The sequence below is a fragment of the Cellulosimicrobium cellulans genome (assembly GCF_024124905.1).
Lineage (GTDB): Bacteria > Actinomycetota > Actinomycetes > Actinomycetales > Cellulomonadaceae > Cellulosimicrobium > Cellulosimicrobium cellulans_G.
Genome location: NZ_JAMXST010000001.1, coordinates 485559 through 499891, shown reverse-complemented (window position 1 = coordinate 499891; position 14333 = coordinate 485559). Strand labels below are relative to the sequence as shown.

The window sequence follows — 14333 nt, the reverse complement described above, 5'->3', positions numbered from 1 at the left end:
ATGTGACGAACCTGGTTCCTCCGACCGGGCGCCCCGTGCCGGGCCTCCGGTCCGCTCGTCGTCGTGCGCCCGGAGCCCGGGGGGCGCTCGCACTGCTCGTGGCGCTCGTCGCGTCGCTCGCCCTCGCCGCCTGCACCGAGCCCGAGGACGCGACGCCGACCCCGCTGAACACCGACCTCACGGTCGTCGGGTCCTCCGGCGCGCCCCCGGAGCTGCAGTACCGCGCCCCGCTCGACGTGCCGGAGGCGTCCTCGGAGGTGGTGTGGCCGGGCGCCGGCGCCGAGCTCGTCGACGGCGGTCCGCTCCTGCTCAACCTGTACGCGCAGGACGTCAGCGACGGAACGGTGCTCCAGAACACCTACACCGACGCGCCGCGCTGGCGCACGCTGACGGACGAGTCGGTCGGGCGGGACCTGCGCGACCTCCTGCGCGGCCAGCGGGTGGGCGCGCGCCTCCTGCGGCTCGAGGAGGACGACGGCGTCCCCGTCGCGCTGGTCGTGGACGTGCTCCCGACCCGGGCGTCGGGCGAGGCGGTCGCGCCGGTCGAGGGCCTGCCGACCGTCACGCTCGCCGAGGACGGCGCGCCGAGCGTCGCGATCCCGCCCGACACGGCCGCGCCGGGCGGGCTCGTCGTGCAGCCGCTGATTCGCGGCGACGGCCGCCAGGTCGAGGTCGGCCAGGTCGTCACGGTCCGCTACACGGGCGTGCGCTGGTCCGACGGCGGGGTCTTCGACACGACCTGGACCGACGACACCGCGCCCCTGTCGATCATGATCGGGATCGGCGAGGTGATCGAGGGGTGGGAGCAGGGCCTCCTGGAGCAGTCCGTGGGGAGCCAGGTGCTGCTCGTCGTGCCGCCGGACCTCGCCTACGGCGAGACGGCCAACCCGCTCGCGGGCGAGACGCTCGTCTACGTCGTGGACATCCTCGACGCCCAGTTCCCGGTGACCGCCGAGGAGGCCGCCGAGGGCGGCACCGACGGCGCCGGTACCGACACGACCGGCGACGCGCCGGCCGACCAAGGAGAGTCCTCATGACCGTCGCGATCCGCGTGATCCCGTGCCTCGACGTCGACGCGGGGCGCGTCGTCAAGGGCGTCAACTTCGAGAACCTGCGCGACGCGGGCGACCCCGTCGAGCTCGCCTCGCGGTACGACGCCGAGGGCGCGGACGAGCTGACGTTCCTCGACGTCTCGGCGTCGTCGGGGAACCGCGAGACGACGTACGACGTCGTGCGGCGCACCGCGGAGCAGGTCTTCGTGCCGCTCACCGTCGGCGGCGGCGTGCGCTCGGCGGAGGACGTGGACCGCCTCCTGCGCGCGGGAGCGGACAAGGTCGGCGTGAACACGGCGGCGATCGCCCGCCCGGAGCTCATCGCCGAGATCGCGGACCGCTTCGGCAGCCAGGTGCTGGTCCTGTCCGTCGACGCGCGGCGCACGACGGGCGACGTGCGCACCGACTCCGGGTACGAGGTCACGACCCACGGCGGGCGTCGGGGGACCGGGATCGACGCCGTGGAGTGGGCCGCGCGCGCTGCGGGGCTCGGGGCGGGCGAGATCCTCCTCAACTCGATGGACGCCGACGGGACGACCGCGGGCTTCGACCTCGAGATGCTCGCGGCGGTGCGCTCCGAGGTCCGGGTCCCGCTCGTCGCGAGCGGCGGGGCGGGGACGCCCGAGCACTTCGTGGCCGCCGCGCGCGCCGGGGCCGACGCGGTGCTGGCCGCGAGCGTCTTCCACTTCGGTGCCCTGACGGTCGCCCAGGTCAAGGACGCGATGCGCGCGCAGGGCGTCGAGGTGCGCTGAGCCACCCTCGGGCAGGGCGGAGGTCCGGCTCCGTCGTCGCCCGTCGGCAGAGCTCCGTCGGGGCGTGTCAGGGGCGCATGAGAAGATCGTGCAACCCCTGAACGAAAGACGAGGACCGTCCCGTGCCCGGCAGCAGGACGCGCCCCACCGGCGCCGACGCCCCGCCCGCCCCGACCGACCTGCCGGCTCCGACGGACCGGCCCGACCCGCCCCGGGACCTGCTCCCCGACGAGCCGAGCGTCCGGCGCCCGCACGCCCTGACCGGGTCCCGGGTGCGCCGGTCGCTGGCCCTCATGGGCCGCGGCATCCGCGACGAGCCGCGCACCTACGCCCTCGCGATCGGGTCGTCCGCGCTCTTCGGCGCGCTCACCGTCGCCGTGAGCAGCGCGATCGGCACCGCGACCGACGAGGTCGTCGTCCCCGCGATCGCGGGCGACGAGGCCGCGCGCGGCCGCATCTGGGTCGCGGGCCTCGTCCTCGCCGGCATCGCGGTCTCCCTCGCGGCGAGCGTGGCCGCGCGCCGCATCTTCGCGGGCAACGGGTACGCCGCGCTCCAGGCGCGGCACCGCACCGCGGTGACGCGCCAGTACCTGCGCCTGCCCATGTCGTGGCACCGCTCGCACCCCGCCGGGCAGCTCCTGTCCAACGCGAACTCCGACGTCGAGGCGGCGACGGGCGTGTTCAACCCGCTCCCGTTCGCGCTCGGTGTCGTCGTCATGATCGGCGTCGCGGCCGTGATGCTGTTCCGCGTGGACGTGTGGCTCGCGTGCGCGGCACTGATCGTCATCCCGCTCGCGATCGCCGTGAACATCGTCTTCCAGCGCCACATGTCGCCCGCGATCACGCGCGCGCAGCAGCTCCGGGCCGAGGTCTCGGACGTCGCGCACGAGAGCTTCGAGGCGGCGCTGCTCGTCACGTCGCTCGGGACCGCGGACCGCGAGGAGCGGCGCTTCGCCGAGCGCACCGACGAGCTGCGCGCCGCGAACGTGCGCGTCGGCGTCGTCCGGGCGTTCTTCGACCCGGTCATCGAGCTGCTGCCGTCGCTCGGCACGCTCCTCGTCCTGGCCGTCGGGACCGTCCGGCTCACCTCGGGCGGCGTCGCGGCGGGCGACATCGTCACCGCCGCCTACCTCCTCACGATCATGGCCGTCCCCGTCCGGGCGTTCGGGTGGGTGCTCGGTGAGCTCCCGCGCGCCCTCGTCGGGTACGAGCGCATCAGCCGCGTCGTCGACGCGGGCGGCGTGCTGCGACCCGGGACCGGCGGGCTCCCCGGCGGGGGCTCCGGGCTGGGCGTGCGCCTCGAGGGCGTCGGCGTGGACGTCCGCGCGGGCGGCCGAGCGATCACGCTGCTCGACGGGATCGACCTCGAGGTCGACCCCGGGACGACGGTCGCGGTCGTCGGCCCGACGGGTGCGGGCAAGACGACGCTCGTGTCGCTGCTCGCCCGCCTCTCCGACCCCACGCGCGGCCGGGTGCTGCTCGACGCCACGGACGTGCGGGACGTGCGCGAGGCCGACCTGACGTCCCAGGTCGCCCTCGTGGCCCAGCAGGCCTTCGTCTTCGAGGACTCCGTGCGGGCGAACGTCACGCTCGCCGACGACGGCGACGCGGGCCCGGACGACGACCAGGTCTGGGAGGCGCTGCGCCTGGCGCGCGTCGACGACGTCGTCGCGCGACTGCCGGAGGGCCTCGACGCGCCGCTGGGGGAGCGCGGGGCGAACCTGTCCGGCGGCCAGCGCCAGCGGCTCGCCATCGCACGCGCCCTCGTGCGTCGCCCGCGCCTGCTCGTCCTCGACGACGCGACGTCCGCGGTCGACCCGCGGGTCGAGCAGCAGATCCTCGCGGGCCTCGCCCGCGAGGGGGCCGACCGCCCGACCGTCGTCATGGTGGCCTACCGCATGTCGAGCGTCGCGCTCGCGGACGTCGTCGTGCACGTCGAGTCCGGCCGCGTGGTCGATGTCGGGACGCACGACGAGCTCCTCGCGCGCGACCGGGGCTACCGCGAGCTCGCGACGGCCTACGCCCGCGAGGCGGAGCGGCGCGAGCAGGAGCGCGCGGACGCCACCGACGACACCGCGCGGACGGCGGCCGAGGACGGCGAGGAGACACGCGGGGGCGACCTCGCGCGCCGGGAGGAGATCGAGGAGGACGACGTCGTGCAGCACGTCGAGACGGGGGCGCTGGAGGAATGAGCCGGTCGACCACCACGGAGCGCTCCGACACCGCGGCCACGGCATCCGCGCCCGACGGCGCGCCGGGCCGCCCGGGCGACGCCCGCATCGCCTCGGCGAGCTCGCTCGGCGTCCTCGCCACGCTGCGCCGCGGCGTCCAGGTCTCGCCGCAGATCCTCGACGGCATCTGGGTCACGCTCGGCCTCGCGGTCGCGGCCGCGCTGGGCCGCGTCGTGGTCCCCGTGACCGTCCAGCAGACGGTCGACACCGGCGTGCTCGCCGACGGCGGTCCGGACACGACGCGCGTGGCCGTGCTCGTCGGCGTCGCCGCGGTCGTCATCGTCCTCGCGGGGCTCTGCTCGGCCTTCGTCAACGTCCGGCTGTTCCGGTCGACGGAGGCGGGGCTCGCCGGCCTGCGCGTGCGCGCGTTCCGGCACGTGCACGACCTCTCCGTCCTCACGCAGAACACGGAACGGCGCGGCTCGCTCGTCTCGCGCGTGACGAGCGACGTCGACACCATCTCGCTGTTCGTGCAGTGGGGCGGCATCATGCTGCTCGTCTCGGTGCTGCAGATCGGCGTCGCGACGGTCCTCATGGCCGTGTACTCGTGGCAGCTCACGCTCGTCGTCTGGGCGTGCTTCGTCCCGCTGTTCCTGGTCCTGCGCCCCGCGCAGGCCCGCGTCAACGACGCCTACACGCGGGTGCGTGCGCGCGTCGGCGGCATGCTCGGGGCGATCTCCGAGTCGATCGTCGGCGCCGAGACGATCCGCGCGTACGGGGCGGGCGCGCGCACCGCGCGCCGCATCGACGCCGCCGTGGACGCGACCCGGCGAGCGATGGTCCGGGCGCAGAAGCTCGTCGCCGTCGTCTTCTCGAGCGGCGTGCTCGTCGCGAACCTCGTGCTGGCCGTGGTCGTCGTGGTCGGCTCGTACCTCGGCGTGGCCGGCGACGTCTCGGTCGGGCAGCTCCTCGCGTTCCTCTTCCTCGTCCAGCTCTTCACGGGCCCGGTGCAGATGGCGACCGAGATCCTCAACGAGCTCCAGAACGCGGTCGCCGGGTGGCGCCGCGTGCTCGCGGTGCTGGAGACGCCGGTCGAGGTCGTCGACCGGGGCGCCGACGGCGAGCGCAGCCCGCGCGGGCCCGCCCACGTGCGGCTCGAGGGCGTCCGGTTCGCCTACCCGGACGGGCCCGAGGTGCTGCACGGCGTCGACCTCGATCTCCCGGCCCGGGCCTCGGTCGCCGTCGTCGGGGCCACCGGGTCCGGCAAGACGACGATCGCCAAGCTCGTCACCCGGCTCATGGACCCGACCGCGGGGCGCGTGCTGCTCGACGGCACCGACCTGCGCGACCTCGCCGTCGAGTCCCTGCGCGAGCGCGTCGTGCTCGTGCCGCAGGAGGGCTTCCTCTTCGACGGCACGCTCGCCGACAACGTCGCCTACGGGTTGCGCGGCGACGCCGAGCACGAGCCCGACGTCGCACGCCGCGCCCGGATCGAGGCGGCCGTCGAACGGCTCGGGCTCACCGACTGGGTCGCGGACCTGCCCGACGGGCTCGACTCCCCGGTCGGCCAGCGGGGCGAGTCGCTCTCCGCCGGGGAGCGGCAGCTCGTCGCCCTGGTGCGCGCCTACCTCGCCGAGGCCGACCTGCTCGTCCTCGACGAGGCGACGTCCGCCGTCGACCCCGCGACCGAGGTCCGCATCGCCCGCGCCCTCGCCTCGCTCACCGCGGGCCGCTCAACGCTGACCATCGCGCACCGCCTCTCCACCGCCGAGGCGGCGGACCTCGTGGTCGTGGTGGACGCGGGCCACGTCGTCGAGGTCGGCCACCACGACGACCTCGCCCGAGCGGGCGGCGTGTACGCCCGCATGCACGACGCCTGGGTCTCCCAGACCCGCTGACCCGCGCCGCCGCCGGGCGACCCACGTCACGCCCGGCCGGGCGAGACGGGGGACGGGCGGCGGCCCGGCGTCTGGCAGGATTCTCGGGTGCCCGACTCCACGACCGGACCCACGACCGACACGCCGACCCGCACGGCGCTCGATCCCGAGATCGCCGCGAGGCTCAAGCGCGACGACGCGGGCCTCGTCGCCGCGATCGTCCAGCAGCACGACACGGGCGACGTGCTCATGCTCGGCTGGATGGACGACGAGGCGCTGCACCGGACGCTGACGACCGGGCGGGTGACGTTCTGGAGCCGGTCCCGCCAGGAGTACTGGCGCAAGGGCGACACGTCGGGCCACGTACAGGTCGTGCGCTCGGTCGCCCTCGACTGCGACGGGGACGCGCTGCTCGTGCGCGTCCACCAGGTCGGGGCCGCGTGCCACACCGGCACGCGCACGTGCTTCGAGGCCGGGGGAGACCTCGGCGCCGTCGTCGGCGACCTGCCGCCCGGCACCGTCGCCCCCTCGACCACGCCCGACCCCGATCCTGAGGAGGAGAACCAGTGAGCGCGACCGTCGACCCGGCCGAGACCACCACCGTCCCCGCGGGCGGTCCCGCGTGGGGCGCGACGTGGCCCGTGCTCGACGGCTTCCGCGCGCTGGCCACGTCGCGACGGGTGGTCCCGGTCGTCCGGCGCCTCCTCGCCGACGACGTCACGCCCGTCGGGCTGTACCGCACGCTGGCGCAGGGCCGGCCGGGGACGTTCGTCCTGGAGTCCGCCGAGTCGGACGGGCGGTGGGCCCGGTACTCGTTCGTCGGCGTCGCGTCCCGCGCGACGCTCACGGCGCGCGAGGGCCGGGCCGTCTGGTCCGGTGACGTGCCGACCGGCGTCCCGCTCGAGGGCGACGTCGTGGCGGTGCTGGAGGCGACGCTCGACGTGCTGCGGACGCCCGCCGTCGAGGGCCTGCCGCCGCTCACGGGCGGCCTTGCGGGCGCGATCGGCTGGGACGTGATCCGGCACTGGGAGCCGACCCTGCCCGCGGACGCGCCGGACGAGCTCGGCGTGCCCGAGCTCACGCTGTGCCTCGCGACGGACCTCGCGGTCGTCGACCACGCGGAGGGCAGCGTGTGGCTCGTCGCCAACGCGATCAACTTCGACGACACGGACGAGCGCGTCGACGAGGCCTACGCGGACGCCGTCGCGCGGCTGGACGCGATGCAGGCCCGGCTCGTGGCCGGAGGCGCGCACGTCGCGTCGGTCCTCGCCCCGGACGCCGCCGAGCCCGCGCTCGAGTTCCGCTCGACGCGCGAGGAGTTCGAGGCGTCCGTCGTCGCGGGCAAGGACGCGATCCGCGAGGGCGAGGTGTTCCAGGTGGTGCTGTCCCAGCGCCTGGACCTCGACTGCCCGGCGGACCCGCTCGACGTCTACCGCGCGCTGCGGACGATCAACCCGAGCCCGTACATGTACTACTTCCAGCTCACGGACGCGGACGGGCGGGACTTCGCGGTCGTCGGGTCCAGCCCCGAGACGCTCGTGAAGGTCGAGGACGGGCGCGTCACGACGTTCCCGATCGCCGGCTCCCGGCCGCGCGGCGCGACGCCCGAGGAGGACGTCGCGCTGGGCGAGGAGCTCCTGCAGGACCCGAAGGAGCTCGCCGAGCACATCATGCTCGTGGACCTGTCGCGCAACGACCTCGTCAAGGTGTGCGAGCCGACGTCCGTCGAGGTCGTGGAGTTCATGGCGACCAAGCGGTTCAGCCACATCATGCACCTGTGCTCGACGGTCGTCGGGACGCTGCGCGACGGCGCGACCGCGCTGGACGCCTTCCGGGCGACGTTCCCGGCCGGGACGCTCTCCGGCGCGCCCAAGCCGCGCGCGATCGCCCTCATCGACGAGCTCGAGCCGGCGTCGCGCGGGATCTACGGTGGGACCGCGGGGTACTTCGACTTCGACGGGAACATGGACATGGCCATCGCGATCCGGACCGCGCTGATCCGCGACGGTCGCGCGAGCGTCCAGGCGGGCGGCGGCATCGTCGCGGACTCGGTGCCCGCGCTCGAGTACGCGGAGTCGCGCAACAAGGCCGCCGCCGCGGTCCGGGCCGTCCAGGTCGCGGCGCGGCTGCGGGGGCTCGCGTGAGCCGCCCGGCCGGGCCGAGCCGGCGCACCGCGATCTGGGTCCTGCTCCTGCTCGGCGGCGCGACCCTCGCGACGGCCGTGCCCACGTGGCTGAGCACGACCGGCGCGACGGCGCTCGACCCGGAGGTCGCGGTCGCCGTCGCCGGGACGTCGGCGGCGCCGGGGGTGAGCGCGTCGGCGCTCGTGCTCGTCGCCGCCGCGCTCGCGCTGGGGCTCGTCGGCCGCGTCGGCCGGTGGGTCGTGCTCGCCGTCGCCGCGGCGAGCGGGGTCGTCGCGGCCGTCTCCGCGCTCGGCGTCGCGCTCGACCCGGAGCCCAGCGCCCGGTCGGCCGTCGCGGACGCGACCAGCGTCACGGAGCTCACCGCGCCCGTCGAGCTGACCGCCGCGCCCTGGCTCGCCGCGGCACTCGGCGTCCTCACCGTGCTCGCGGTGGTGTGGGTCGCGCTCGGCTCGCGGTCGTGGGCGGGCGCCTCGACCCGGCACGAGCGCGCGGCGGGCCCGGTGCCCCCGGGCCCCCCGGCGCCGTCCGCGACGGGTCCCGAGGACCGCCCGGACGCCACGGCGAGGACCGCGGAGAGCCCCGCACCCGACGACCTCTCCGACCACGACGCGTGGGACGCGCTGTCCCGCGGCGAGGACCCCACGGACCGCTGAGCAGCGCGGACACCCGCTCCCGTCGCCCCGTCCGGGGACCGCGCGGGGGACGGGCACCGGCCCGGTCCGATAGGCTCTGACCACATCTTGACGAAAGGCACGACCCTCATGGCCGAGAACCAGCAGACGACCGAGATCGCCTACCTGCCGCCCGCGGCTCCGCCCACGAACCACGGCCACACCGTCGCCGCCTGGTTCACGATGATCGGCATCATGGTCGGGGCCCTCGTGGCCGCGATCGGGGTGGTCGTCGCCGCCGTCTGGCTGTTCTGGGTCGGCATGGGCGTCGTGGCCGTGGCGCTGATCGGCGGGCTCGTCCTGCGGAACGCGGGCTACGGCCAGAAGCAGGCCACGCGGTGACGCAGCCGCCGGGACCCGGCCCGTACGACCCCGCAGGCCCGCAGGACGGGTCGCAGGCGCCGTACGGCTCGTCGGCGCCCGGCGGCCCGCAGCCCCCGACGGGCGACCCTGCGGGGGCGCCCTACGCGGCGCAGCCGCAGTACGTCGCCGGGCAGTACCCGGGTCAGCAGTACCCGGCGAGCGCCTACGGGGCGCCCCCGTACTACCCGAAGAACAACCTGGCCATCTGGTCGCTCGTGCTCGGGATCGCCTCGTTCGTGCTGAGCTGTGGGTTCTTCACGGGCATCCCGGCGGTGATCGTCGGCAACGCCGCGAAGCGAGCGGTCGCGGAGGGCCAGGCGGACAACGACGGCATGGCGACGGCAGGGATCATCCTCGGCTGGGTCGCGATCGCTCTGTCGGTGATCGGCCTGCTCTCCCTGCTGATCTTCGTCCCGGGCATCCTCGCCTGGGTCGGGACGATCCCGGACCAGTACTGACGGGTGCGCACGTGACGTCCGAGGCCGTGCGACGTCGACGGGTCCCGCGCGCGGCGCAGGCACCCCTCGCGGTCGGCGCGCTCGTCGCGGCGGCGGTGGTCTACGTCGGTGCCGTCGACCCGAACCGCCCGGGGCACTACGTCACGTGCCCCCTGCTCGCCCTGACCGGCCTCGCGTGCCCGGGGTGCGGCGGCCTGCGCGCCACCCACGACCTCGTGCACCTCGACCTCGCCGCGGCGTGGTCCATGAACCCCCTCTGGGTCGTCGTCGCGCCGCTGCTCGTCGCGCTGTGGGCCATTTGGCTCGTCCGGGCCTGGCGCGGGCGCCCGGCCCCGCGCCTCCCTGCCGGGGTCGCGTGGGCCTCCCTCGGCGTCCTCCTCCTCTTCGGCGTCCTGCGGAACGTGCCCGCGCTCGCCCCGTGGCTCGGCCCGGCAGCGGGGTGAGACGGTCGGGCAGCGCCGCGACGGCCGTCTCGGGGGCTGGGCCGTGGTCATCGTCACTCGGGGGCGGCTCTACGATGGCAGGTACCTCCCTGTCAACGGGTCGGCCCGAACCTGTGGGTGCACGATGGCCGACCGGCCCGGCCGGGGGGCGGGACGACACGGGGAGTGGTGGGACGATGACGGTTCTGGACGACATCGTCGCGGGCGTGCGCGAGGATCTCGCGGTGCGTCAGGCGGCGACCTCGCTCGACGAGCTGAAGGAACGTGCGTCCCGCCTCCCCGGCGCGCTCGAGTGCGTGAGCCGCCTCAAGGCGGACGACGCGGTCGCGGTCATCGCCGAGGTGAAGCGCTCGAGCCCCAGCAAGGGTGCGCTCGCGGCGATCTCCGACCCGGCCGAGCTCGCCGGGGAGTACGAGAAGGGCGGCGCGGCCGCGATCTCCGTGCTCACCGAGCAGCGGCGGTTCAACGGCAGCCTCGCCGACCTCGACGCCGTGCGTGCCCGGGTCGACGTCCCCGTGCTCCGCAAGGACTTCGTCGTGACGCCGTACCAGGTGTGGGAGGCGCGCGCGCACGGTGCCGACATCGTCCTCCTCATCGTCGCCGCGCTCGAGCAGACGGTCCTCACGTCGCTCGTCGAGCGCGTCCACTCGCTCGGGATGACGGCGCTCGTCGAGGTGCACACGCTGGACGAGGTCTCGCGCGCGCTCGACGCGGGCGCCCGCGTCGTGGGCGTCAACTCGCGCGATCTCAAGACGCTCGACGTGGACCGCACCACGTTCGCGCGCCTCGCGCCCGCCATCCCGGACGAGGTCGTCCGCGTCGCCGAGTCCGGCGTGCGCGGGCCGCACGACGTCATGGACTATGCCCGTTCCGGTGCGCACGCGGTGCTCGTCGGCGAGGCGCTCGTGACCGACGACGCCCCGCGCTCGTCCGTCGCGGACCTCGTCGCGGCCGGGTCGCACCCGTCGCTGTGGTCCGTGCGGCCCTGAGGCACGACGGCTCCGTCCGTCACGCCGCAGGCGCCGCGCCCCGGCCCAGCACACCCCACCACGCAGGAGGACCGGCCCCGTGCCCGACTCGACACCTTCGACCACCTCACGGAGTGCCGAGCACTCCGTGCGCGCCGACCTGACGCGCTCCCTCGCGACCCAGGAGGGTCCCTACTTCGGCGAGTTCGGCGGACGGTTCGTCCCCGAGGCGCTCGTCGCCGCCCTGGACGAGCTGGAGACCGAGTACCGCAAGGCGCTCGACGACCCGGCGTTCGTGAACGAGCTCGCGCGCCTCCAGCGCGAGTACACCGGGCGTCCCAGCCCGCTCACCGAGGTGCCGCGCTTCGCGCAGCACGCGGGCGGCTCGCGCGTCTTCCTCAAGCGCGAGGACCTCAACCACACCGGCTCGCACAAGATCAACAACGTCCTCGGCCAGGCGCTGCTCGTCAAGCGGATGGGCAAGACGCGCGTGATCGCCGAGACCGGGGCGGGCCAGCACGGCGTCGCGACGGCGACGGCCGCGGCCCTGCTCGACCTCGAGTGCGTCGTGTACATGGGCGAGGAGGACACGCGGCGCCAGGCGCTCAACGTGGCCCGCATGCGCCTGCTCGGCGCCGAGGTCGTGCCCGTGACGATCGGGCAGCGCACGCTCAAGGACGCGATCAACGAGGCGCTCCGCGACTGGGTCGCGAACGTCGACACGACGCACTACCTCCTCGGCACCGTGACCGGCCCGCACCCCTTCCCCGAGATGGTGCGCGAGTTCCACCGCGTCATCGGCGAGGAGGCGCGCACGCAGATCCTCGACCGCATCGGGCGGCTGCCGGACGCGCTCGCGGCGTGCGTCGGCGGAGGGTCCAACGCGCTCGGCCTGTTCAACGCGTTCCTCGACGACGAGGGCGTCGAGCTCTACGGCTTCGAGGCCGGCGGCGAGGGCGTGGAGACCGGCCGCCACGCGGCCCGCTTCAGCGGAGGCGCTCCCGGCGTCCTGCACGGTGCGCGCTCGTACCTGCTGCAGGACGACGACGGCCAGACCTTGCCCAGCCACTCGGTCTCGGCGGGGCTCGACTACCCGAGCGTCGGCCCGGCGCACTCGTGGCTCCACGACCTCGGTCGGGCCACCTACGAGCCCGTGACCGACTCCGAGGCCATGGAGGCCTTCCGGCTGCTGTGCCGCACGGAGGGCATCATCCCCGCGATCGAGTCGGCGCACGCGCTCGCCGGCGCGCTGCGGGTCGGCCGCGCGGCGGCCGCCGCGGGCCGCACCGACCACGTGATCCTGGTGAACCTCTCGGGGCGCGGGGACAAGGACGTCGCGACCGCCGCCCGGTGGTTCGACCTCGTGGACGACGACGCGATCGCCGAGACGGCGACAGGCACGGAGGGACAGCTGTGAGCGCGGCACGGACCAAGGACGCCCCCGGGACGACCGCAGGCGCGTCGGGCACCGCGCGCCGCCTGCTCGAGCTCCGCGCGGAGGGTCGGGCCGCGCTCGTGGCCTACCTGCCCGTCGGCTTCCCGACCGTGGACCGCTCGATCGAGGCGGCGCTCGCGCTCGTCGACTCGGGCGTGGACGTGCTGGAGCTCGGCATCCCGTACACCGACCCCGTGATGGACGGTCCGGTGATCCAGGCCGCCGCGCAGACCGCGCTCGACGCGGGCGTGCGCGTCGCCGACGTGTTCCGCGTCGTCGCTGCCGTCACCGAACGCACCGGCGGCCGGGTCCCGGTGCTCGTCATGACGTACTGGAACCCCGTCCTGCGGTACGGCGTCGACGCGTTCGCGCGCGACCTCGCCGCCGCCGGGGGAGCCGGGCTCATCACGCCCGACCTCATCCCCGACGAAGGCCGCGCGTGGCTGGACGCGTCGGAGGCGCACGGGCTGGACCGCGTTTTCCTCGTCGCGCCGAGCTCGACGGCCGAGCGGCTGCGGCTCACGGCGCGCGCGTCGCGCGGGTTCGTCTACGCCGCCTCGACGATGGGCGTCACGGGCGTGCGGGCGGCCGTCGGGCCGCAGGCCGCGCGGCTCGTCGCCGACACGCGCGCCGCCGGCGCCGACCTGGTGTGCGTCGGGCTCGGCGTGTCCACCGGCGAGCAGGCCGCCGAGGTCGGCCGCTACGCCGACGGCGTCATCGTCGGCTCCGCGTTCGTCCGCCCGCTCCTGGGCGACGCGCCGTGGGACGAGCGGGTCGCCGCCCTGAAGGCCGTCGCGGCGGACCTCGTCGCGGGCGTCCGCGCGGGCCGGGACGGGGCCGGCGACGGCGTCCCGGCCGGCACGACGACGACAGGAGAGGTGGTCGCATGAGCGCCGCGCTCGCCGTCGGGCAGCTCGTGGAGGCCGCGGGCGCCCTGCCCGCCGCGCTCCCGAGCCCCCCGCAGCACACGTGGTATGTCGGGCCGTTCCCGATCCGGGCGTACGCCCTCGCGATCCTCGCGGGCATCGCGGTGGCCCTGTGGCTCACCCGGCGCCGCTGGGTGGAGCGCGGGGGAGAGGCGGACGACGTCCTGGAGATCGCCTTCTGGGCGGTCCCCTTCGGCATCGTGGGCGGCCGGCTCTACCACGTCTTCTCGACGCCGGACCCGTACTGGGGCCCGAACGGCGACCCCGTCCGCGCGCTCTACGTGTGGGAGGGCGGCCTGGGCATCTGGGGCGCCGTCGCGCTCGGCGCGGTCGGCGCGTACATCGGGTGCCGCCGCCAGCGCGTGAGCTTCCCCGCGTTCGCGGACGCCCTGGCGCCCGGCCTGCTGCTCGCGCAGGCCGTCGGCCGGCTCGGCAACTGGTTCAACCAGGAGCTGTTCGGCGCCCCGACGACCCTCCCCTGGGGGCTGCGCGTCGACGACTCCGTGGCCGCCGCGGCCGGGTACCCGCCGGGCACCCTGTTCCACCCGACGTTCCTCTACGAGATGGTCTGGAACATCGGCGCTGCCCTGCTCCTGATCTACCTGGACCGTCGGTTCCGGCTGGGTCATGGTCGGGTATTCTGGCTCTACGTCTTCGTCTACACGCTCGGTCGTGTGTGGATCGAGATGCTGCGCATCGACGAGGCCGAGCTCGTCCTCGGCCTCCGGCTGAACGTCTGGACCTCGATCCTGGTCGGTGTCGGTGCGCTGATTGCGTTTATCGTTGTCGGGCGTCGCCACCCCGGGCGCGAGGAGACGGTGTCCCTCGACGCTCCGGACGAGGCGTCCACCACGGGGTCCGAGGAGCCGGTCGAGGAGTCGACCGACGACGAGGACCCCTCGACGACCGAGGACTCCGACGACTCGGAGGAGTCCGAGCAGGCAGATGCCGCGCGACCAGACCCCGGTCGCTGAGCATCCGTCATTCATAGGCGAATCCGCCGGGCGACCGCCCGGTGGGTTCTGTCATGTCCATAGGGCCGACGACGTCCCGAACCCCCCAGCTGGAACCAG

Annotated in this window: 14 protein-coding genes; all 14 read left to right on the top strand. The window is 75.1% G+C overall.

Going from position 1 to position 14333, the window contains the following annotated elements; translation table 11 throughout:
• Positions 1–98: 98 nt before the first annotated feature.
• Entirely contained in the window at positions 99–1037 is a 939-nt protein-coding gene (locus tag NHH00_RS20920; RefSeq protein ID WP_253049728.1) for an FKBP-type peptidyl-prolyl cis-trans isomerase, read from the top strand.
• The gene (gene hisF / locus NHH00_RS02320) at positions 1034–1804 is read left to right on the top strand and encodes an imidazole glycerol phosphate synthase subunit HisF (RefSeq protein WP_253049726.1); all 771 of its coding nucleotides are present in this window, start codon (positions 1034–1036) and stop codon (positions 1802–1804) included. Before NHH00_RS20920 ends, hisF begins: the two co-directional genes overlap by 4 nt.
• Positions 1805–2097: 293 nt before the next feature.
• A complete protein-coding gene (locus NHH00_RS02315) occupies positions 2098–3996 on the top strand; it encodes an ABC transporter ATP-binding protein (RefSeq protein ID WP_253050726.1) in 1899 nt (632 codons plus the stop codon).
• Positions 3993–5873: an ABC transporter ATP-binding protein gene (locus tag NHH00_RS02310; protein ID WP_253049724.1), complete on the top strand. Its 1881-nt coding sequence runs from the start codon at positions 3993–3995 to the stop codon at positions 5871–5873. Before NHH00_RS02315 ends, NHH00_RS02310 begins: the two co-directional genes overlap by 4 nt.
• Before the next feature lie 87 nt (positions 5874–5960).
• Complete coding sequence (hisI, locus tag NHH00_RS02305) at positions 5961–6422, top strand: phosphoribosyl-AMP cyclohydrolase (protein WP_253049722.1); 462 nt, start codon at positions 5961–5963, stop codon at positions 6420–6422.
• Positions 6419–7996: an anthranilate synthase component I gene (locus NHH00_RS02300; RefSeq protein WP_253049720.1), complete on the top strand. Its 1578-nt coding sequence runs from the start codon at positions 6419–6421 to the stop codon at positions 7994–7996. Before hisI ends, NHH00_RS02300 begins: the two co-directional genes overlap by 4 nt.
• Positions 7993–8649, top strand: coding sequence for a Trp biosynthesis-associated membrane protein (locus NHH00_RS02295; RefSeq protein ID WP_253049718.1), 657 nt, complete (start codon positions 7993–7995; stop codon positions 8647–8649). The genes NHH00_RS02300 and NHH00_RS02295 overlap by 4 nt, the downstream gene beginning before the upstream one ends.
• An 87-nt stretch (positions 8650–8736) precedes the next feature.
• The gene (locus NHH00_RS02290; protein WP_253049716.1) at positions 8737–9009 is read left to right on the top strand and encodes an HGxxPAAW family protein; all 273 of its coding nucleotides are present in this window, start codon (positions 8737–8739) and stop codon (positions 9007–9009) included.
• Positions 9006–9488: a DUF4190 domain-containing protein gene (locus NHH00_RS20915; protein ID WP_253049714.1), complete on the top strand. Its 483-nt coding sequence runs from the start codon at positions 9006–9008 to the stop codon at positions 9486–9488. Before NHH00_RS02290 ends, NHH00_RS20915 begins: the two co-directional genes overlap by 4 nt.
• A gap of 11 nt (positions 9489–9499) precedes the next feature.
• Entirely contained in the window at positions 9500–9931 is a 432-nt protein-coding gene (locus NHH00_RS02280) for a DUF2752 domain-containing protein (RefSeq protein ID WP_253049712.1), read from the top strand.
• 176 nt (positions 9932–10107) lie between these two features.
• Positions 10108–10920 carry an indole-3-glycerol phosphate synthase TrpC gene (gene trpC, locus NHH00_RS02275; RefSeq protein WP_253049710.1) on the top strand — a complete coding sequence of 271 codons (813 nt, stop codon included), beginning with the start codon at positions 10108–10110 and terminating at the stop codon, positions 10918–10920.
• A 127-nt stretch (positions 10921–11047) separates the two neighbouring features.
• Complete coding sequence (gene trpB / locus NHH00_RS02270) at positions 11048–12316, top strand: tryptophan synthase subunit beta (RefSeq protein ID WP_253049709.1); 1269 nt, start codon at positions 11048–11050, stop codon at positions 12314–12316.
• Positions 12313–13224, top strand: coding sequence for a tryptophan synthase subunit alpha (trpA, locus tag NHH00_RS02265; protein ID WP_374613902.1), 912 nt, complete (start codon positions 12313–12315; stop codon positions 13222–13224). Before trpB ends, trpA begins: the two co-directional genes overlap by 4 nt.
• On the top strand, positions 13221–14234 hold the full coding sequence (gene lgt, locus NHH00_RS02260; protein ID WP_253049707.1) for a prolipoprotein diacylglyceryl transferase: 1014 nt from the start codon (positions 13221–13223) through the stop codon (positions 14232–14234). The genes trpA and lgt overlap by 4 nt, the downstream gene beginning before the upstream one ends.
• The last annotated feature ends 99 nt before the right edge of the window (positions 14235–14333 follow it).

Excerpts from the sequence above, each read along its gene's own strand:
- NHH00_RS02310 (WP_253049724.1), top strand. The coding sequence starts at position 3,993 with ATGAGCCGGTCGACCACCACGGAGCGCTCCGACACCGCGGCCACGGCA.
- trpC (WP_253049710.1), top strand. The coding sequence starts at position 10,108 with ATGACGGTTCTGGACGACATCGTCGCGGGCGTGCGCGAGGATCTCGCG.
- NHH00_RS02315 (WP_253050726.1), top strand. The coding sequence starts at position 2,098 with ATGGGCCGCGGCATCCGCGACGAGCCGCGCACCTACGCCCTCGCGATC.
- lgt (WP_253049707.1), top strand. The coding sequence starts at position 13,221 with ATGAGCGCCGCGCTCGCCGTCGGGCAGCTCGTGGAGGCCGCGGGCGCC.
- hisF (WP_253049726.1), top strand. The coding sequence starts at position 1,034 with ATGACCGTCGCGATCCGCGTGATCCCGTGCCTCGACGTCGACGCGGGG.